This window comes from Roseisolibacter sp. H3M3-2 (assembly GCF_029211165.1).
Lineage (GTDB): Bacteria > Gemmatimonadota > Gemmatimonadetes > Gemmatimonadales > Gemmatimonadaceae > Roseisolibacter.
Genome location: NZ_JARGEK010000018.1, coordinates 1 through 19,103, shown reverse-complemented (window position 1 = coordinate 19,103; position 19,103 = coordinate 1). Strand labels below are relative to the sequence as shown.

Sequence of the window (19,103 nt, the reverse complement as noted above, 5' to 3'; positions counted from 1 at the left end):
TCTCTCTCGTGTGCGGGCGTCGGCGCCCGCCGCCGCTCAGGGCGTGCCCTGGGCCGACGCGATCCGCGGCTGGTCGGCGAGGTGCTCCTGCGCCGCCAGCTCGGCGTCGCGCTCCGCGGCCAGCGAGGGCTGCTCGCCGAAGACCCCCTCCCAGCGCGCCATCACGGCGGTCGCCAGGCAGTTGCCGATCAGGTTGACCGACGTGCGCGCCATGTCCATCAGCGCGTCCACGCCGAGGATGACGGCGATCGCGGAAAGCGGCAGCCCGAACTGCGACAGCGCGCCGGAGAGGATCACGAGCGAGGCGCGCGGCACCGCGGCGACGCCCTTCGACGTCAGCATCAGCGTCAGCATCATCAGCAGCTGCGTGCCGATGGGCATGTCGATCCCGGCCGCCTGGGCGGCGAAGACCGAGGCCAGCGCGAGGTACAGCGTGCTCCCGTCGAGGTTGAACGAGTACCCCGTCGGCATCACGAAGGCGACGATGCGCCGCGGCACGCCGAACGCCTCCATCGCCTGCATCGCGCGCGGCAGCGCCGCCTCGGAGCTCGCCGTCGAGAAGGCGATCAGCGCCGGCTCCTTGACGCGCTGGACGAAGCCGCGCAGCGGGATGCGGAAGAGCAGCGCGACCGGCACCAGCACGAACAGGATGAAGACGATCAGCGCGCCGTAGAGCGTCCCCACCAGCTTGGCGAGGCTGAGCAGCACCCCGAGCCCGGAGCGCGAGACGGTGACCGCGATCGCCGCGCCGATGCCGATGGGCGCGTAGGCCATCACCAGCCCCACGAACTTGAACATCACGTGGGACAGCGCGTCCATGAAGTCGAGCATCACCGCCTTCGGCCGCCCCTCCACCTTGGCCAGCGCCACGGCGAACAGGAGGGCGAAGACGACGATCTGCAGCACCTCGTTCTGCGCCGCCGCCTCGAAGAAGCTCTGCGGAACCGTGTGCTCCAGGACGCTCGACACCGTCGGGACGCGCGTCGCGAACTCCGCCGCCTCCCCCGCCTCGGGCGGGAGCGAGACGCCGACGCCCGGCTTCACGATGTTCACCGCCAGCAGGCCGACGGCCAGCGCCAGCGTCGTCACCACCTCGAAGTAGATGATCGACCGCAGCGCCAGGCGGCCGACCTTCTTCATGTCGTCGCCGTGGCCGGCGATGCCGATGACGAGGGTGCTCAGGAGGAGCGGGACGATCAGCGTCTTGATCAGGCGCAGGAAGATCGTCGCCAGGATCCGCAGGTCGCTGGCGGCGAACCCGCCGTGCGCGGCGCGCTCGGACTCCGGGAACAGCGCGCCGACGATGATGCCGATCACCAGCGAGATCAGGATCCACTGCGTCAGCGACAGCCGGCGCAGCCCCTTCGGCGGGACGGCCGGCGCCGGCGGCGCGGCGGCGGGGGCGGACGCACTCATTGCTTCCCCTCGATGGGAGCCTGCGACTTGGGCGCGGGGCCGGCCGGCGGGCGGCCGCCTCCGCGCAGGACCGAGTGTCGGTACCCGTAAAGGAAGTAGATGACCAGCCCGATCACCAGCCAGACCCCGAAGGCCACCCAGGCCGACGCGGGGAGCCCGCGCATCACGAACAGGCAGGCCGCCAGCCCGCCGAGCGACACGAACCAGAAGGCCGGCACGCGGAACGGGCGCGGGCGGTCCGGGTCGGTGAAGCGCAGGACGAAGACGCCCAGGCAGACCAGGGCGAACGCCCACAGCGTGCCGATGTTGGTCAGGTCGTAGGTCGCCGCGTCGTCGGCGACGGCGGCGCCGAGCGCCACCAGCACGCCGGTGACGATCGTCGTGATGTGCGGCGTGCGGTACTTCGGGTGGATCTTGGACGCCCACCCCGGCAGGAGGCCGTCGCGCGCCATCGAGAAGAAGATGCGCGGCTGCCCGTACTGGAACACGAGCAGCACGGCGGCCATCGAGACCACGGCGCCGGCGGCGATGATCCACGAGAACTGCGTCAGCCCCGCCACCTCGAACGCGCGGGCCAACGGGTCGGCCGACTCGAGCTGCTGGTACGGCACCAGCCCGGTCGCCACCGCGCCCACGATCACGTAGATCAGCGTGCAGATCCCCAGCCCGACCAGGATCCCGAGCGGCATGTTGCGCTGCGGGTTCTTCGTCTCCTCGGCGGCCGTCGAGATGGCGTCGAAGCCGATGTACGCGAAGAAGACGATCGCCGCGCCCTGGTGGATCCCCCGGAACCCGTTCGGCGCGAACGGCTTGTAGTTGGCCGGGTCGATGTGCATGGCGCCCACGACCACGAACAGCGCCAGCACCGCCAGCTTGATCACGACCATCACCGCGTTGACCCGCGTGCTCTCGCGCACGCCGATCACCAGCAGCCAGGTCACCGCCATCACGATCAGGAAGGCGGGGAGGTTGACCAGGAACGGGATGCCGGCGACGCGCGGCGCCGTCTCCATCAGCGCCTGGACCGCCGGGTCGCTGGAGGCCTTCACGTCCCAGTAGCCGTGGGTCAGCCACCCGGGCATGTGGAACCACGGCGAGACCAGCGACTCGAAGTAGCCCGACCACGCGATGGCCACGGCGACGTTGCCGACCGCGTACTCCAGGATCAGGTCCCAGCCGATGATCCACGCCACCAGCTCGCCGAGCGTCGCGTACGAGTAGGCGTACGCGCTGCCGGCCTGCGGGATCATGCTCGCCAGCTCGGCGTAGCAGAGCGCGGCCAGCGCGCACACCGCGCCGAGCAGGACGAAGGACAGGATGAGCGCCGGGCCGGCGCCGTAGCGCACGATCTCTCCCGTCGGGCGCACCTCCCCGGCGGCGGCCGTGCCGAGCGTCGAGAAGATGCCGGCGCCGATCACCGCGCCGATCGCCAGGAGGATCAGGTCCCCCGCCCCGAGGGTCCGGCGGAGGGCGTGCGAGCCCTCGCCGCCCTCCGGGACCATCGCCTCGATGGGCTTACGCGCGAAGAGGGAGGCCATGCCTCAGATGAAGAGCGGGGCGAGGACGAGCGTGATCGTGCTGAGGAGCTTGACCAGCACGTGCAGCGACGGGCCCGCGGTGTCCTTGAACGGGTCGCCGACCGTGTCGCCGACGACGGCCGCCTTGTGGGCGTCGGACTTCTTGCCGCCGTACATGCCCGTCTCGATGTACTTCTTGGCGTTGTCCCAGGCGCCGCCGCCGTTGTTCAGGAAGCCGGCCATCAGGATGCCCGCGATGGTCGCGATCATCAGGAAGGCGGCGACCGCCTCGGCGCCGATGCCGAACTGCTTGAAGATCAGGCCGACCGCGATCGGGAACAGCACCACCAGCGCGCCCGGGAACACCATCGCCTTGAGGGCGCCCACGGTCACGATGTCGACGCAGCGGCCGTAGTCGGGCTGCTGCGTCCCCTTCATGATGCCGGGCATCTCGCGGAACTGGCGGCGGACCTCCTCGATGACGCTCTGCGCGGCCTTGCGCACCGCGGTCATCGCGAGCGACGAGAACCAGAACACCAGCATCGCGCCGAGCAGCCCGGCCACGAACACCTGCGGCTTGGCCAGGTTCACCGTGAGCTCCGTCCCGGTCAGGATCCGCACCTCGTCGAGGTACGCCGAGAACAGGAGGAACGCGGCCAGCGCCGCCGACCCGATGGCGTAGCCCTTGGTGAGCGCCTTGGTGGTGTTCCCCACGGCGTCGAGGCGGTCGGTCTTCTCGCGGACGCTCTCCGGCTGCTCCGACATCTCGACGATGCCGCCGGCGTTGTCGGTGATCGGGCCGAACACGTCCATCGCCAGGATGTAGCCGGCGGTGCCGAGCATGCCCATGGTCGCGACGGCGGTGCCGAACAGCCCGCCCACCGGCTGGCCGGTGGTGGCGTCGGTGAGGCCGCTGTTCAGCCCGAGGTAGTAGCTGCCGACGATCGCGATGGCGACCGTGATGACCGGCAGCACCGTCGACTCCATGCCGACCGCGAGGCCGGCGATGATGTTGGTCGCCGCGCCGGTCTGGCTGGCCTCGGCGATCGACTGCACCGGGCGGTAGCGGTACTCGGTGTAGTACTGCGTGATGTAGACGAAGGCGAACGCGGTGGCGAGGCCGATCATCGCGCACCAGAAGAAGTTCATCCACGCCCCCGGCGCCGCCTCGGTGCTGAGCAGCCACTGGCAGAGGAAGTAGAACGCCACCGCCACCAGCGCCGAGGTCACGTAGAAGCCGCGGTTGAGCGCCTTCATCGGGTCCTCGGTGCCGCTCGTGCGCACCACCATCACGCCGACGATCGAGGCGATCAGCCCCACCGCGCCGACGACGAGCGGGAAGAGCACGCCGCGCACGCCGAAGAACGGGAAGAGGAGCACGCCCAGGATCATGGCGCCGATGTTCTCGGCGGCCGTCGACTCGAACAGGTCGGCGCCGCGGCCGGCGCAGTCGCCGACGTTGTCGCCCACCAGGTCGGCGATCACGGCCGGGTTGCGCGGGTCGTCCTCGGGGATCCCCGCCTCGACCTTGCCCACCAGGTCGGCGCCGACGTCGGCGGCCTTGGTGTAGATGCCGCCGCCGAGCTGCGCGAACAGCGCGACGAACGAAGCGCCGAAGCCGAAGCCGACGATCAGGAACGGGATGCGGCGCGTCCACTCCTCGGGGCTCACGCCCGCCGGGGCGAACGCGTCGAGCGCCCAGAACAGCCCGGCCACGCCGAGCAGCGACATCGCGACCGTGAACAGCCCGGACACGGCGCCGCCGCGCAGCGCCGTCTGCAGCGCCGCGTTGAGCGAGGTGCGCGCCGCCGAGGCGGTCCGGATGTTGGTGCGGATCGACACCCACATCCCCATGAAGCCGGCGAAGCCCGAGCACACCGCGCCGAGCAGGAACGACAGCGTCGTGTAGAGCGCGAAGGTCGACGAGGGGAGCGCCCCCGCCCCCTCCTCGGCCGGGCGGAAGAACGCGTAGCCGATGTAGATCACCGCCGCGACCACGATCGAGAGGAGCCCGATCGTCTTGTACTGCCGCGCGAGGAAGGCCTCCGCCCCCTCCTGGATGGCGTTCGAGATCCGCTGCATCGACGCCTCGCCCCGGTCGCGCGCCAGCACCCAGCGCGACAGGAACACGGCGAACGCCAGCGCGGCGCCACTGAGGCCGAGGATGAGCAGGAGCAATCCGGACTGCGACGAGGCCATTACGGACGGTGGTGAGGGGTGGGGCGGAACGCCGACGGCCGGCGCGGGGCGCCGGCCGGCAGGGGCGTGAAGACTAGGAGGCCGCCGGCGCGGCGTCGCGCGCGCGCCAGGCGAGGTAGACCGGGACGCCGATCAGCACCAGCACGAGGCCCGAGATGGCCTGCGTCCGCGTCTTCTCGGCCACCAGCAGGATCACCGCGACCGCGGTGGAGAGCGCGATGTAGAGGGCCGGCAGCACCGGGTACCCGATGGCGCGGTAGGGGCGCTCGGCGTCGGGGCGCGTGCGCCGCAGCACGAACAGCCCGATCGTCGTCAGCGCGTAGAACACCAGCGCCGCGAAGATCACGTAGTCGAGCAGCTGCCCGTAGGTGCCGGTGAGGCAGAGCAGCGTCGTCCACACCGCCTGCGCCATGAGCGCGAAGGCGGGGACGCCGTTGGCGTTGAGCGTGCCCGCCTTCCTGAAGAACAGCCCGTCGCGGGCCATCGACCAGTAGACGCGGGCGCCGGCGAGGATCAGCCCGTTGTTGCACCCGAAGGTCGAGATCAGGATCGCGACCGCCATGATCGTCACGGCGCCGCCGCCGAAGATCACCTCGGCCACCGCGGTGCCCACGCGGTCCTGCGTCGCGTGCATGATCCCGCGCTCCAGCACCCCGGGCGCCTCGGGCGTCCCGGCGAACGGGAGGACGTTCAGGTACGAGACGTTCGCGGTGACGTAGAGCAGCGTCACCAGCCCCGTGCCGAGCACCAGCGCCAGCGGCAGGTTGCGCCGCGGGTTCTGCACCTCGGCGGCCGCGAACGTGACGTTGTTCCAGGCGTCGCTCGAGAACAGCGAGCCGACGAGCGCGCTGCCGAACACGATCACGAACGGCGTCGTGAACGAGACCTCGGGGGCGAACTGGCCGGGGCCGAAGTTGGCGGCGACGGCGGTCGCGTTGCGGCCGATGGTCAGGCCGAGCAGGATCAGGAGCGCGAGCGCGCCGGTCTTCACGACGGTGAGCGTCGTCTGCACCGCCTTCCCCTCGCGGACGCCGCGCAGGTTGACCGCGGTCAGCAGCCACACCGAGAGGAGGCCGACCAGCCGCTGCGGCGTCAGCCCGAGCTGCAGGCTCTGCGTCGCGGCGTCACGGCACCCGAGCCAGGCGACGCACACGTCGGCCTGCGGGAACCAGCCGTAGCGGTCCGGGCTGACCGCCGGGAACAGGACGCCGAGGAAGCGCCCGAAGGCGACGGCGACGGCGGCGATGGTCCCGGTCTGGATGACGACGAACAGCGTCCATCCATAGAGGAAGCCCATGAGTGGGCCCATCGCCTCGCGGAGGAAGACGTACTGCCCGCCCGCCTTCGGGTACATCGCGGCCAGCTCGCCGTACGCGAGCGCGCCGAGCAGCGTGATGACGCCGGTGAGCACCCAGGCGAGCAGCAGGTACGCCGGCGACTGGAGCGTGCGCGCGATGTCTGCGGAGACGATGAAGATGCCCGAGCCGATCATCGACCCGGCGACGAGCATCGTCGCGTCCATCAAGGTCAGCGCCTTGACGAACTCCTGCTCGCCGTCGCGCTGGGCGTGCGTTGGGCCCGCGTCGGTACGGGGCTCGGCCGCCAGACTGCTCATGCGGGCTGGGTGAGGGGGGACGCCGGGCGGGGGGAACGACGCGCGAGGCGGCCCCGGCGGACGTGGCGGGCAACATACTGGCGCGCGTCACGGGATGCCATAGGAGCCGGCGCGGCAACGAGATGCGCCGCGACACCTGTCGTGGCCGCCAGTTGGGGCCCAAACGAAACGCCCGCTGGCCGGAGGCAGCGGGCGTCTAGAGGTCGTAGGCGATCTGGCCTTTGGCGCGGACCGGTGTGCCGTCCGCCCTGGTACCCGGCCTGAACCGGAAGCCGTTCAGCACCTCGCGCAACTTGCGGTTGTAGCCGCCGTCGCGCGTCTCGGTGAACTCGAACGAGAGCACCTTCCCCGTCGAGTCGACGTCGAAGATGGCGACCATGCGCGTCCCCTTCACCTTCCCGGGAATCGGCATCGGCGGGATGAAGATCTCGGTCGCCTGCGGCGGATAGATCTCGCCGTTGCCGCCGCCGGTGCCGGGGCCGACGCCGCTCCCCCGCCCCGTGCCGATGCCGGCGCCCACGCCGCCACCGGAGCCGGGGCCCGAGCCCGCGGTGCCGTCGGCGCTGGTGCCGACGCCGACTCCGGGGACGGGCGCGGCGGCCGCCGGCTTGGGCGGCACGACGGTGGGCGCCGGGAGCGGCACCGGGACCGGCTCCTGCCTGGGCGGCGGCGGGGGCGGTGGCGCCGGGGCGGTGGGGGCAGGCGTCGCGGGGGCCGGGGCGACCTGCACGTAGAAGAGGCGCTCGCGCACCCCCATCCCGGCCCGGCTGCCGCCGGTGCCGAGGGTGCCGCCCCCGCCGCCGCCCGCGGGGCCGGCGCCGCGGGCGCCCTCGATCTCGTCGAGGACGCGGGGGGCGGCCCACGGCGTGACGATGAGCATCACGACCAGCAGGTGCAGCGCGACGGCGGCGATGGTCGAGCGCCGGCTGCTGCCGACGCGCGACGGGATGCCGACGGGGGGCCGGAGGCGGGGGCGCTCCGGACGAGCGGCGTCGACCGTGTCGTCGCGCCAGGGCTCGTGGGCCATGCGGGGAGGCGGGGGTTGGGGGTCCAGCGCGGCAAGCCGCGTCGGTAGTACACACGACTACGGCGGACGAGCCCCGGAGGGTTCGTCCGCCGCACGTCGGTCGCCCTCGGGCGGCCGGGCGTCAGGCGCCCGCGTCCTTGGGCGGGATGCCGATGACCTTCACCCCGGCGCCGCGCGCGATGTCCATCGCCTGGATCACCGCCTGGTACGGCACCTTCGGGTCGCCCTTGACGAAGATGATCTTGTCGGGGCGGGGGTCGAAGATCTCCTTGAGCCGCGTCGCGAGCTGCGGACCGGAGACCGGCTGCTTGTTGACCGTGAACTGGTCGCCCGGGAGCACCTCGAGCACGATCTGCGTGCTGGGGGTGGAGGTCGCGGGCGCCGGGTTCGGGTCGGGGAGCTGGACGTCCAGCGCCTTCCGGCTCGACGGCACGATGACCATGAAGATGATCAGCAGCACCATGAGCACGTCGATCATCGGCGTGACGTTCGGCTCGGCATTCAGCCCGCCGCCGCCACCAGTGGACATGCTCATGGGTCAGTCGCCTCCCTTCTTGGCCTCGACCGACTGCTCCTCGGTCCCCGGCGTCTGCTCGCTGATGTAGCCGACGACGCGCACGCCCGACTTGGAGGCGATGTCCGACGCGTCGAGCACCTTGCTGTACTCGAGCTGCCGGTCGGCGCGGATGTAGAGGATCTTGTCCGTCTCGCGCGCGTCGTAGATCTGCTTGAGCTGGTCGCCCAGCGTCTCGTTGCGGATCGGGTTGCGGTTCAGGTAGTACTGCCCGTCGCGCGAGATGCCGAGGAGCTGGTCGCCCTCCTCCTCGGGGTGCTGCTTGAGGTTGATCCCCTGCGGGGGCTCGGCGTTGAGGCCCGAGGTCAGCGTCGGGATGATCACCATGAAGATGATGAGCAGCACGAGCATGACGTCCACCAGCGGGGTCACGTTCGGTTCCGCCTTCACGGCCGAGCCGGAGACGGATGCGGACATACCCATTCGATCTTCCTCCTAGGGGCCCGGGGCGCCCGCCCGGAGACGGGCGCCCGGCGTATGGGTGGCCGCGATTACTGCGAGATCGGGTTGTTGCCCGTGCCGGTCGTGAACTCGCGCGTGAAGCGCGAGCGGCCGAACTCGCCCGAGACGCCCTTGATGAGATAGTCGATCATCTCCTTGGACGTGTACGTCATCTCGGCCGTGAGGTTGTCGATCTTGGTCGAGAAGTAGTTGTACATCCACACCGCCGGGATGGCGACGAGCAGACCGAAGGCCGTCGTGATGAGCGCCTCGGCGATGCCGGCCGAGATCGCGGACAGACCGCCCGAGCCCGACGTGGCCATGCCCGTGAAGGCGTTCACGATGCCCATCGTCGTGCCGAGCAGGCCGACGAACGGGGCGGTCGAGCCGACCGTGGCGAGGACGCCGAGGCCGCGCTTCTGGTCGACGATCGTCATCAGCATCTCGCGCTCGACGGCGCGCTCGGCCGAGTTGATGTCGGCCACGGTGACCGAGCCGTCCATGATCAGCGGCTTGACCTCGTCGAGCGCGTTGCCGAGCACGCGGGCGACGTGCGACTTCTTGTAGCTCTGCGCCAGGTTGATCGCCTCGGAGAGGTTGTCCTCCTCGAGGAACTGGCTGAACTCCGGGGCGAACTTGCGCGTCTCGGCCTGCGCCGAGCGCAGCGCCCACCACTTCTGGATCATCACCGTCAGCGACCAGACCGACATGATCGCGAGGGTCAGCACGATGCCCTTGGCGAAGTAGCCCATCGTGCCCCACAGGTGCATCAGATCCATTTCCATCGTCGAGTTCTCCGGTACGAGAGGAAGTCGGGCGCGGGGCCCAGGGCGGTTACTTGGTGAGCGCGAACTGGAAGGGCTGCTGCACGAGCTGCTTCACCTTCCGGCCGCCGACCTCGGCGGGCAGGAACTTCATGTTGCCGAGCGCGGAGCGGACGGCCTGGGTGAAGAGCTCGTGGCTCGACTTCAGCACCTTGAAGGAGCCGGCCTCGACGCGGCCCGTCGTGTCGACGACGAACTGGGCGAGCACCTCGCCCTCGACGTTCGAGGACTTCAGGATCTCGGGGTAGCGCGGGCCGGACGTGCCCGGCACCGGCGCCACCGGCTTCTCGACCTGGAACTCGAAGTACGGCTGGTCCTGGACGACGGGGCCCTTGGCGCCCTCGACGCCCTTCGACGTGCCGCCCGCGACGCCCTTGCCCGAGAAGTCGGCCTCGTCGGTGACCTTGCGGCTCAGGTCGACCTCGGGGATGACGTCGGGGATCTCGACCGGGGCCGTGAGGACCTGGAAGCCCTTCGGCGGCGGCGGCGCGACCGCCACGTCCGGCGGCGGAGGCGGAGGCGGCTCGTTCTTCGGCGGCGGCGGCTCGTCCTTCTTCATCTCGACGAACTCGACCTTCTCCTCCTTCGGCTTCTCCGCCTCGACCGCGGCGTTCGCGGTGGCGTAGATGGCGAGGACGGCGAGGCTGCCGTTGATGATGACGGAGGTGAGTGTCGCCCCAAAGCTCTTCTGCTTCTTGGCCTTCGACTCCAGCAGGTTGTTGAACATGGGCTCGGGCGGGCTCGGGACTCGGGTCACGGTGGACCTTTCGGGGCGTGAGTCTAGCCCGCGAACATGAGGGCCGGATGTCCCGAACATTAGGATTGGATTAGGACGCCGTTACCCGTTCCTAATGCCGATCGTCCGCCCCACCCGACGCCCCCGCCCTACGCCTCGTCGGTCGCCGCGGTGAGCTCGTCGGGGGTCGGCACGGGGAGCGTCACCGTGAACGTCGACCCGCGCGTGAGGCGCGACACGACGCCGATCGTGCCGCCGTGCGCCTGCGTGATCCACTGCGCGATCGCGAGCCCCAGCCCGAAGCCGCCGCGCTGCTCCACGCCGCGCTCCGCGGGCGCGCGCCGCGACCGCGCGCGGTCGGCGCGCCAGAAGCGGTCGAAGATGTACGGCAGGTCGGCCGCCGCGATGCCGATCCCCGTGTCGCGCACGACGAACGCGACGTGCCCCTCGGTGGCGCGCAGGCTGACCTCGACCTCGCCCCCGCGCGGCGTGTACTTGATCGCGTTGGTGACGAGGTTCAGGAAGAGGTGCCGCAGCCGCGTGCCGTCGCCCAGCACCGTCACCGGGTCGAGCGCCGGCAGCGTGACGTCGATGCCGGCGGCCTCGCCGAGGATGACCGCGGTCTCGAACACCTCGCGCACCACCGGCTCCAGCGGCACCGCCTCGCGGTGCAGGTCGAACCGCCCCTCGTCGAAGCGCGCCAGCGTCAGGAGGCTGTCGACCAGGTCGGCCATGCGCGTGATCTCCTGCAGCGCCTCCTCCAGCGACACCAGCTGGTCGCTCGACCCGCCCGGCGCCGCCATCGCGCGCTCGACGTTGGCGCGCAGCACGGTGAGCGGCGTCTTGAGCTCGTGGCTGGCGTCGGCGGTGAAGCGCCGCAGCCCGCCGAACGACGTCTCGAGGCGGCCGATCATCTCGTTCAGCGTCACCGCGAGGCGCGCCAGCTCGTCGCCGGCCGCCTGCGCGTCGAGGCGGCGGTGCAGGCTGCGCCCGTCGGTGATCGCCTCGACCGCGTCCATCATCGTGTCGAGCGGCTGCAGCGAGCGGCCGGCGATGTAGTACGCCGCGGCCACCGACGCGCCGAGCAGGATCGGGGCGACGGCGAACATCGCGCCGAGCAGCTCCTGCCGCGTGCGGTCGGAGAAGCGCGTCGGCGTGGCCACGATCACCGACTGGATCGGCAGCACCGACCGCGGCGCGTCGGTGCGCACCATCAGCACGCGGTCGGTCGGGTCGAGGCCGCGGGCGCGCACGTAGTCGCCGATGGCGCCGGTGGTGTCGCGGCTGATCGCCAGCGTCGCCGCGCGCGTGGGCGTGAGCTGCCGCGAGTTGCGGACGATCTCGTCGTACGACCCCACCGACAGCGTGCGGGCCTCCACCGACCGGTAGACGATGCGGCCGGCGGTGTCGGTGAGCATCACGATGTTCGGCAGCGCGTCGAGCAGCAGCCGGGCGCGCGCCGCCAGCACGGTCCCGATCATCGGGTCGACCGCCTCGGTCAGCGGCAGGTCGCCCGACACGCCGCGCGCCTGCTGCAGCAGCCGCAGCGACAGCTGGGCCTCGTCGTTCACGTAGCGCTGCAGCTCGCGGTCGCCCGAGGCGCCCCGCGCGATCCAGAGGGTGGCCGCGAAGGCGCCCAGCGTGGCGGTGAGCGCCAGCGCGTAGGTGGTGGTCAGCCGGGCGCGGATCGACGGCACGGGCGCCTCCGCGTCAGGCCTTCACGACGTACCCGACCCCGCGCACCGTGTGGATCAGCTTCTGCTCGTGGCGCGCGTCCACCTTCTTGCGCAGGTGGTTGATGACCACGTCCACGATGTTGGTGCCGGGGTCGAAGTGGTACCCCCACGCGTACTCGGTGATGAGCGTGCGGCTCATCACCCGCCCGGCGTGGCGCATCAGGTACTCGAGCACCGCGTACTCCTTCGGCGTCAGCTCGATCCGCTCGCCGGAGCGCCGGACCTCGCGCGTCGCCTGGTCGAGCTCCAGGTCGGCGGTGCGCAGCAGCGGCGAGGCGAGGGCGCGCGGCCGGCGGGCCAGCGCCTCCACGCGCGCCAGCAGCTCCTCGAAGGCGAACGGCTTGGTCACGTAGTCGTCGGCGCCGGCGCGCAGCGTCGCGACCTTGGCGTCGACCGCGTCCTGCGCCGTCAGCACGAGCACCGGGCGCTCGAAGCCGCGCCCCCGCAGCCCGTTCAGGACGTCGAGCCCCGAGCGCCCCGGGAGGCGCATGTCGAGGATGATCAGGTCGTAGGCGCCGCTCCCCGCGAGGCGCTCGCCGGCCTCGCCGTCGGCGACGAGGTCGACCCCCCAGCGCTGCTCCTCGAGCCCGCGCTTCACGAACTGGCCGACGGTCGGGTCGTCCTCGATGACCAGGATCTTCATCCGCCCAAGCTAACGCGCGGGGTCGAGCGCCGCGGCGGGCAGGGGCGCGGCGCGGTCGGCGCAGCGCGGGAAGGCGGCGCCGACCACCGCGTCCAGCTCCGCGGCGTTCCCGGGCCAGTCGCGGGCGAGCAGCCACGCGCCCGCCTCGGGCGACAGCGCGCCCCTCCGCTCGGCGACCGCGCGCGCGAGCACGAGGCCGGCCAGCAGCGGCACGTCGTCGGGGCGCTCGCGCAGCGGCGGCAGGTCGACCGCGCGCGTGCCGGCCCACGCGGCCACCGCGCTCCCGGGCACGGTCGCCAGCACCAGGAACGTTTCGGCCTCGTCGGCCGCCGCCGCGAGCGCCTCCGCCTCGGCCACCGCCAGCAGCTCGGCGTGGCGCACCAGCAGCAGCCCGCCGCCCGCCAGCCGCGTCGCCGTCACCGCGTCGGGCATGACCGACGCCGACACCGCGAGGAATGGCGCCGCGGCGCCGAGCCACGGGACGAGCGTGGCCGCGAGCGTGCGGCGGCCGGTCCCGGGCTCGCCGACCAGCACCAGCGGCACGGTGCGCTCGCGTGCCGCGGACTCGGCGCGCGCCTGCGCGTCGCGCGTCGCCGGGTCCTCGGTGAGGAACGCCGGCGACCACGCGCGCTCGCCGAGGATCCCGCGCGCCAGGTGCAGCCGGCCCGCCCGCCGCTCGCGCGCGCGCCGCACCTTCATCTCCAGCTCCGCCATCCGGTACGGCTTGGCCACCGCGTCGAAGGCGCCCGCGCGCAGCGCGCGCAGCTGCACGTCGGCGGCGCCGTTGCCGGTCACGACGATGACCTCGGGCGCCAGCGGGAGCGCCGACGCGGCCTCCAGCAGCGCGAGGCCGTCCATCCCCGGCATCTGCACGTCGGTGAGCGCGACGTCGTAGCCGCCGCCCTGCAGCGCCTGCAGCGCCGCCCGCCCGTCGCGCACCAGCGTGACGCGGTGGCCGCGCCCGGTCAGGAACTGCTCCAGCAACACCCCCAGGTGCGCCTCGTCCTCCGCGATCAGGACGCGCGCGGGCGCGGGGGCGTCGCCGCTCACGCGGCCAGCGGGAGCAGCACGCGGAAGGTGCTCCCCTGCCCCGGCTCGCTGTCGACCGCGATGCGGCCGCCGTGATCGCGCACGATGCCGTAGCAGATCGCCAGCCCGAGCCCCGTCCCCGCGCCCGGCTCCTTGGTCGTGTAGAACGGCTCGAAGATCTTCGCGAGCGCGTCGCGCGCGATCCCCGTCCCCTCGTCCTCGATCTCCAGCACCGCGGCGCCGTCGGCGGCCTCGCGCGTGCGGAGCGTGACGGCGGCCTGCGCCTCGTCCTCCCCGCGCACGATCCCGTCCACCGCGTCGGCGGCGTTGAGCAGGAGCGCCATCGTGACCTGCGTGATCTGGTCGGGGTCGCACATCACCCGCGGCCCCACCCCCTCCTCCAGGTCGAGGCGCACCAGGCAGCGCTTGAAGCGCGAGTGGTGCTTGAGCAGGAAGAGCGTGGACTCGACGACGGTGTTCAACCCCACCGACACGCGCTGCAGCGGCTTGGCCCGGCTGAAGTTCAGCAGCCCCTCGGCGATCCCGCGGCAGCGGTGCACCTCGTGATCGATGATGCGCAGGTACTCGCCGAAGCCGAGCGGCTGCTGCGCGCGCGGCAGGTCGGCCAGCGTGGACGTCATCGTCTCGGCGCACGCCGCGATCGTCGCCAGCGGGTTGTTGATCTCGTGCATCACGCCCGCGGCCAGCTGCCCGATGGCGGCCAGCTTCTCGGCCTGCGCGGTGCGCTCCATCGCCGCCTTCCACTCGGTCACGTCCTCGCCCACCGTGACCACGTGCGTCACCGCCCCCGACGCGTCGCGCATCGGGATCTTGGACATGCGGTAGGTGCGCAGCTCCCCCGTCGACCGCGACTCGAGCTGCAGCTGCTGCATCTGCCCGCTCGCGAACACCTGGTCGAACTCGGCCCGCATGAGCGACGCGTTCTGACGCACCATGACGTCGAAGATCGAGCGGCCGAGGGCGGCCTCGCGGGCCAGCCCCTGGGTGTCGACCTCGCGCTTCCGGTTCCAGAACTGGATGCGGTAGTCGCGGTCGATGACGTAGACGCCGAGCGGGAGGGCGTCCACCACCCCCTCGGCGAAGCGGCGCTGCTCGTCGAGCTCCGCGGCGCGCGTGTCGCGCTCGGCGGTGAGGGTGGCGGCGCGGTTGCCGCCCGCGACCAGCAGCGCCAGCAGGTCCGCCTCGGCGGCGAGCGCCCCGGCGGCGCGCGCGGCGCCCTCCCCGATCAGCGTCAGCGTCCCGACCATGCGGCCGGCCGCGCGCAGGGGGAGCCCGGCGGTCGCCGACTCCCGGGCACCCTCGCCGGCGCGCCAGCTCCGCCCGGCGCCCGTCAGCTCGACGGCGTCCAGGGCGTGGGCGGTCCGGACGGCGTCGAGCGCCGCCGGCAGCGCGTCGAAGGGCTCGGCGTGGCCGGCGGCCAGCGTGACGAGGGTGGGGAGCAGCGAGGCGGGCACGATCGGCGAGGCGGGGGGCAATCGCGGCGCGGGCAAGCTACTGGCCGCGCTCGTCATCGCAAGATGACCGGCGAGCGCGGGCCGAGGTCACGCCGCTGCCGCGGCGACAGCCCGGACGGCCAGCTCGGCACACGCGTCGGTCGGATCGACCGGGCCGGACGGGAACGCCGGATGCCTTCCTCCCGGGACGAGGCGCGCGGCCGACCGTCGCGGCGCCGAATCCCCCGAACCCGGGAACCACCGACCACCACGAAGAGCCACGAGGTCCCCATGTTCCAGAACGTCCCGATCCTGACGCTCCGCCGCGAGGTCGACCGCCTCCTCGACGAGACCATGGGTGCGCTCCCGCCGACGCTCGGCGTGGAGCCCGGCCGCGCCGCCTGGGCGCCCGCCGCCGACGTCCGCGAGAGCGACGCCGAGTACGTCCTCGAGCTCGAGGTCGCGGGAGTCGACCCGGCCTCCATCGACCTGACCGTGGACCGCGGCGTGCTGACCGTCTCGGGGGAGCGCGCCGGCGCGACCCGCGAGGGGGAGCGCGTCCACCTGCGCGAGCGCGTGCGCGGCCGCTTCGTGCGCGCCTTCCGTCTGCCGAAGGGCTTCGACGAGAACGCCATCTCGGCCGACAGCGAGCACGGGCTGCTGCGCATCCGCCTGCCCAAGGCCGCGCTGCCGCAGCCGCGGCGGATCCAGGTGCGGACGAACGCCGGCGACTCGCCGCGCGTGAGCGACGGCGAGCCGGCCGCGGCCCACTGAGCGGGCCGGAACGCGAGAGGGGGGCGGTCCCGACCGGGACCGCCCTCCTGCTGCGTACCTTCATCCCGCACTCAGGCCAGCTTCGCCACCTCGGCGAGGATCTCCGCGTTCTCGCGGCGGAAGCCGCCGTGCTCCTCGACGTGCACCCAGCGCAGCGTCCCGTCGCGGTCGACGAGGAAGTAGGCGCGGTTCGCGGTGTACGTGCGCTCGACGAGGACGCCGTAGGCGCGCGACACGTCGCGGCGCGCGTCGCTGAGCAGGTCGACCTTCATGTCGTGCTTGCGCTTGAACTCCTGCAGCGACGGGATCAGGTCGACGCTGATCGGCAGCACCACGAGGTCCTTCTGCTGGAAGGCGTCGTAGTCGTCCGAGAAGGCGCATACCTCGGTCGTGCAGACCGACGTGAAGGCGGCCGGGAAGAACGCGAGGAGGACCGGACGGCCGCGCAGCGCGGAGAGCGTCACCTTCTCGCCCGCGGTGCTCGGCAGCGTGAAGTCGGGGGCCTGGGTGCCGACGGCGGGAACGGCGGACGACTCGGTGGGCGCGGTCATGGCGTGCGTACGGTGGGGTGCGGGTGTGGTGCCGCCCGGAAGCTAGCCGGCGGCGCGAGGGCTCGCGACGAACGCAACGGCCGGCGGACGCGGCGGTTCCCACGCGCGCGCGCCCCGCTCGCGCCCTCAGAAGCCCGTGCGGAGCCCCACGCGCACCGTGCGTCCCGGGACGACCGTGACGTCGTCCGGCTCCCCCGTCTGCCGGTCGAGCAGGTTCTCGCCCACGACGGTGAGCGCGCTCGTGCCGAACACGGTGACGGCCGCCCGCGCCCCGACGCGCGTGACGCCGTCGTACGCCCGCCAGTAGCGCCGCAGCTCGGCGCCGACCGGCACGCGCGGCGGCGCGCCGCCGGGCGCGCCCGGCGACGACGGCGCGTCGACCGCGGCCCGCACGGCGGCCGCGACCGCGAGCCGGCGGTAGTTGATCCAGTCGTCGGCGTGCGTGACGCTCCCCGCCAGCGACCAGCGCCGCGCCCCCCACTGCGCGGTGAGGCCGAGGGTGCGGGCCGGGACCTCGAGCACGCGGTCGCGCTCGCGCAGGTCGCCGCGGTACCCGGACGCGAGGCGCGCCACGCGGCTCGACACCAGCGCGAGCGAGCCGGTGACGGTCAGCGCTCCGGCGCCGGCGTTCGCCTGCAGCTCCCAGCCGTCGTTGTCGATGGCGCCCACGTTCTGCAGCTCGTACCCGAATCGCGGCGGGCGCGGGGCGCCGCGCGGGCCGTACACGGTGTCGAGCACCGTCGCGACCGGCTGCACGAGCCCCGAGGCGCGCTGGTCGAAGCGCGTCACCTGCACGCCGAGGCGCGAGCCGAGCTGGAGGTCGAGTCCGACCTCGACCCCCGACTGCGACTCGGGGTCGAGCGCCGTCACCGTGCGCTCGACGCGACCGCCGGCCCAGGTCGCGCCGCGCGCCACCGTGCGCGCGGGGCGGATGCCGCGCCCGTACGCGCCGCGCAGCTTCGCCGTGACGCCGCCGACCTCGCGCACCCAGGCGGCGCCGAGCATCGGGAGCAGCGCGACCTGCGCGCCGCTGGCCGGGCCACTGATGCGCTCCAGCCGCGCGCCCCCGTTCAGGAAGAGCGACTCGCGCCACGACGCCTGCCCCTGGGCGAGCGCGCCGGTGCTGCTCCACCAGCTGGTGCCCGACGCGAGCGCGAGGGCCATCGGCGACGGCCCGCCGCCGCGCGGGTCGCGGACGACCAGCCGGGTGCCGGCGCCGTTGCTGTGCTCGCGCGCGGTCGAGTGCTCCACCCCGAGGCTGGGGCTCGCCGCGCGCGCGGGGCAGTCGCCCGCGCGCGCGGTGCTCGCCGCCCGGAGCGACAGCCGGTCGGCGCCGCCGCGCGCGGCCCCGAGCGCGGAGTCGATCGACGACGGGATCAGCAGCCCGTCGGCGGGGACGCCCGCCAGGCGGTAGCCGTCGAGGCCCGCGACCACCGTGTGGGTCCAGCGCTCGGAGCCGAGCAGCGTCGCCGAGCCGCCGACCGTGTACTGGCGCACGCGCTGCCGCGTGGCGCTGTCGGGGGCGATCGCCGGCGCGAGCGGGTCCTGCGTCGCCAGGCCGCCGAGCGCCGGGGCCAGCACGGGGCTGAGCGGGGCGTCCGCGTCGCCGGCGAAGACGCGCGCGGTCCCCGAGACGATCGCCCGCGCGCCCACCCGGCGCGCGCCCCCCTGCGCCGCCAGCTGCCGCGCCTCGGCGCCCGGAACGAACGCGCCCAGCGTCGTCAGCGTCGCGCCGAGCGACGCCCAGCGCGCCGAGGTCCCGGCCCGCAGCGTGAGCGCGTGGTCCTGCGACAGCACGCCGCGGTCGGCGAACGCGCTGGCCGACGCGCCCGCGCTGGCGCGCAGCTGCGCGCGCGGCGCGTCGGCCGACACGCCCTCGTGCCGCGTGACGATCTGCACCACGCCGCTGATCGCGTCCGCCCCGTAGAGCGCGGCGCCCTGCGGCCCGCGGATCACCTCGATGCGCTGCACGCGCGACGGGTCGAGCTGCGTGAGCACGAGCGGGTTCGCGACCTCGATGCCGTCGATGTAGACCTTGGGCGTGGTGACGCCGAACGAGCTGGCGCCGCGCACGCTGCCGAAGCGCGCGAGCGCGCTGGTCGGCGACTGCGTCCAGAGCCACAGCCCGGGGACGGAGGCGTTCAGGACGTCGGCCAGCGACCGCGCGCTCTCGCGCTCCAGCGCGCGCCCCTCGAGCACCGTCAGCGCCTACGGCGGCGCGCGCGCCGGGCCGCCGCCCGGCGTGCCGGTGACGACGACGCGCTGCAGCCGCCCCGTCGAGCGCGCGAGCAGCGGCACGGCCCCGATCGCCGCCGACGCGCGCGCGGGCGCGAGCACCACGAGGTCGGCGCCGGCGACCACCGGCGCGGCGCCCGTCCCCTCCAGCGCCGCGACCAGCGCGTCGCCGAGCGTGTGCGGCGCGGCGGGAAGGCAGACGGCGCGCGTGAGCGGGAGCAGGTCGGGGCTGTACGACAGTCGGACGCGCGCCGTCGCCGCGAGACGGTCGAGCGTCGCGCGCAGCGGCGCGGTGCCGCCGGCGTCGTGCACGCGGTCGAGCGGCGCGGGCC

The 19,103-nt window shown here is 73.2% G+C and carries 16 protein-coding genes and 1 pseudogene; 1 reads left to right on the top strand and 16 read right to left on the bottom strand.

Annotated features, from left to right (window positions below):
- Window positions 1-36: 36 nt before the first annotated feature.
- The 13 genes from PYV61_RS03365 to PYV61_RS03305 form a co-directional block, all read right to left on the bottom strand.
- Window positions 37-1,416, bottom strand: a complete 1,380-nt coding sequence (locus PYV61_RS03365; protein ID WP_275828317.1) for a cation:dicarboxylase symporter family transporter — start codon at window positions 1,414-1,416, stop codon at window positions 37-39.
- Window positions 1,413-2,954 (bottom strand): amino acid permease, encoded by a 1,542-nt coding sequence (locus PYV61_RS03360; RefSeq protein WP_275828315.1) that lies wholly within the window; start codon window positions 2,952-2,954, stop codon window positions 1,413-1,415. Before PYV61_RS03360 ends, PYV61_RS03365 begins: the two co-directional genes overlap by 4 nt.
- A gap of 3 nt (window positions 2,955-2,957) precedes the next feature.
- A complete protein-coding gene (locus PYV61_RS03355) occupies window positions 2,958-5,132 on the bottom strand; it encodes a sodium-translocating pyrophosphatase (RefSeq protein WP_275828313.1) in 2,175 nt (724 codons plus the stop codon).
- A gap of 73 nt (window positions 5,133-5,205) precedes the next feature.
- On the bottom strand, window positions 5,206-6,747 hold the full coding sequence (locus PYV61_RS03350; RefSeq protein ID WP_275828311.1) for an amino acid permease: 1,542 nt from the start codon (window positions 6,745-6,747) through the stop codon (window positions 5,206-5,208).
- Between the two features lie 196 nt (window positions 6,748-6,943).
- Window positions 6,944-7,774 (bottom strand): hypothetical protein, encoded by an 831-nt coding sequence (locus PYV61_RS03345; RefSeq protein WP_275828310.1) that lies wholly within the window; start codon window positions 7,772-7,774, stop codon window positions 6,944-6,946.
- Between the two features lie 121 nt (window positions 7,775-7,895).
- Complete coding sequence (locus PYV61_RS03340) at window positions 7,896-8,309, bottom strand: biopolymer transporter ExbD (RefSeq protein ID WP_275828309.1); 414 nt, start codon at window positions 8,307-8,309, stop codon at window positions 7,896-7,898.
- A 3-nt stretch (window positions 8,310-8,312) separates the two neighbouring features.
- On the bottom strand, window positions 8,313-8,765 hold the full coding sequence (locus tag PYV61_RS03335; RefSeq protein WP_275828308.1) for a biopolymer transporter ExbD: 453 nt from the start codon (window positions 8,763-8,765) through the stop codon (window positions 8,313-8,315).
- A gap of 74 nt (window positions 8,766-8,839) precedes the next feature.
- Window positions 8,840-9,574, bottom strand: coding sequence for a MotA/TolQ/ExbB proton channel family protein (locus PYV61_RS03330; protein ID WP_275828307.1), 735 nt, complete (start codon window positions 9,572-9,574; stop codon window positions 8,840-8,842).
- Between the two features lie 49 nt (window positions 9,575-9,623).
- On the bottom strand, window positions 9,624-10,370 hold the full coding sequence (locus PYV61_RS03325; RefSeq protein ID WP_275828306.1) for an energy transducer TonB: 747 nt from the start codon (window positions 10,368-10,370) through the stop codon (window positions 9,624-9,626).
- 128 nt (window positions 10,371-10,498) lie between these two features.
- Window positions 10,499-12,046, bottom strand: coding sequence for a HAMP domain-containing sensor histidine kinase (locus PYV61_RS03320; RefSeq protein ID WP_275828304.1), 1,548 nt, complete (start codon window positions 12,044-12,046; stop codon window positions 10,499-10,501).
- 13 nt (window positions 12,047-12,059) lie between these two features.
- Window positions 12,060-12,728, bottom strand: a complete 669-nt coding sequence (locus PYV61_RS03315) for a winged helix-turn-helix domain-containing protein (protein ID WP_275828302.1) — start codon at window positions 12,726-12,728, stop codon at window positions 12,060-12,062.
- A 9-nt stretch (window positions 12,729-12,737) separates the two neighbouring features.
- Window positions 12,738-13,778: a response regulator gene (locus PYV61_RS03310; RefSeq protein WP_275828300.1), complete on the bottom strand. Its 1,041-nt coding sequence runs from the start codon at window positions 13,776-13,778 to the stop codon at window positions 12,738-12,740.
- A complete protein-coding gene (locus tag PYV61_RS03305) occupies window positions 13,775-15,232 on the bottom strand; it encodes an ATP-binding protein (RefSeq protein WP_275828298.1) in 1,458 nt (485 codons plus the stop codon). Before PYV61_RS03305 ends, PYV61_RS03310 begins: the two co-directional genes overlap by 4 nt.
- 270 nt (window positions 15,233-15,502) lie before the next feature.
- On the opposite strand from PYV61_RS03305, the gene PYV61_RS03300 reads away from it, so the two are divergent.
- Window positions 15,503-15,985: an Hsp20/alpha crystallin family protein gene (locus PYV61_RS03300; protein WP_275828296.1), complete on the top strand. Its 483-nt coding sequence runs from the start codon at window positions 15,503-15,505 to the stop codon at window positions 15,983-15,985.
- A gap of 71 nt (window positions 15,986-16,056) precedes the next feature.
- On the opposite strand, the gene PYV61_RS03295 is transcribed toward PYV61_RS03300, so the two are convergent.
- The 3 genes and pseudogenes from PYV61_RS03295 to PYV61_RS03285 form a co-directional block, all read right to left on the bottom strand.
- A complete protein-coding gene (locus PYV61_RS03295) occupies window positions 16,057-16,536 on the bottom strand; it encodes a peroxiredoxin (RefSeq protein ID WP_275828294.1) in 480 nt (159 codons plus the stop codon).
- A gap of 126 nt (window positions 16,537-16,662) precedes the next feature.
- Entirely contained in the window at window positions 16,663-18,735 is a 2,073-nt protein-coding gene (locus PYV61_RS03290) for a TonB-dependent receptor (RefSeq protein ID WP_275828292.1), read from the bottom strand.
- Window positions 18,736-18,744: 9 nt separating this feature from the next.
- Window positions 18,745-19,103: pseudogene (locus PYV61_RS03285) on the bottom strand (hypothetical protein); the annotation flags it as partial.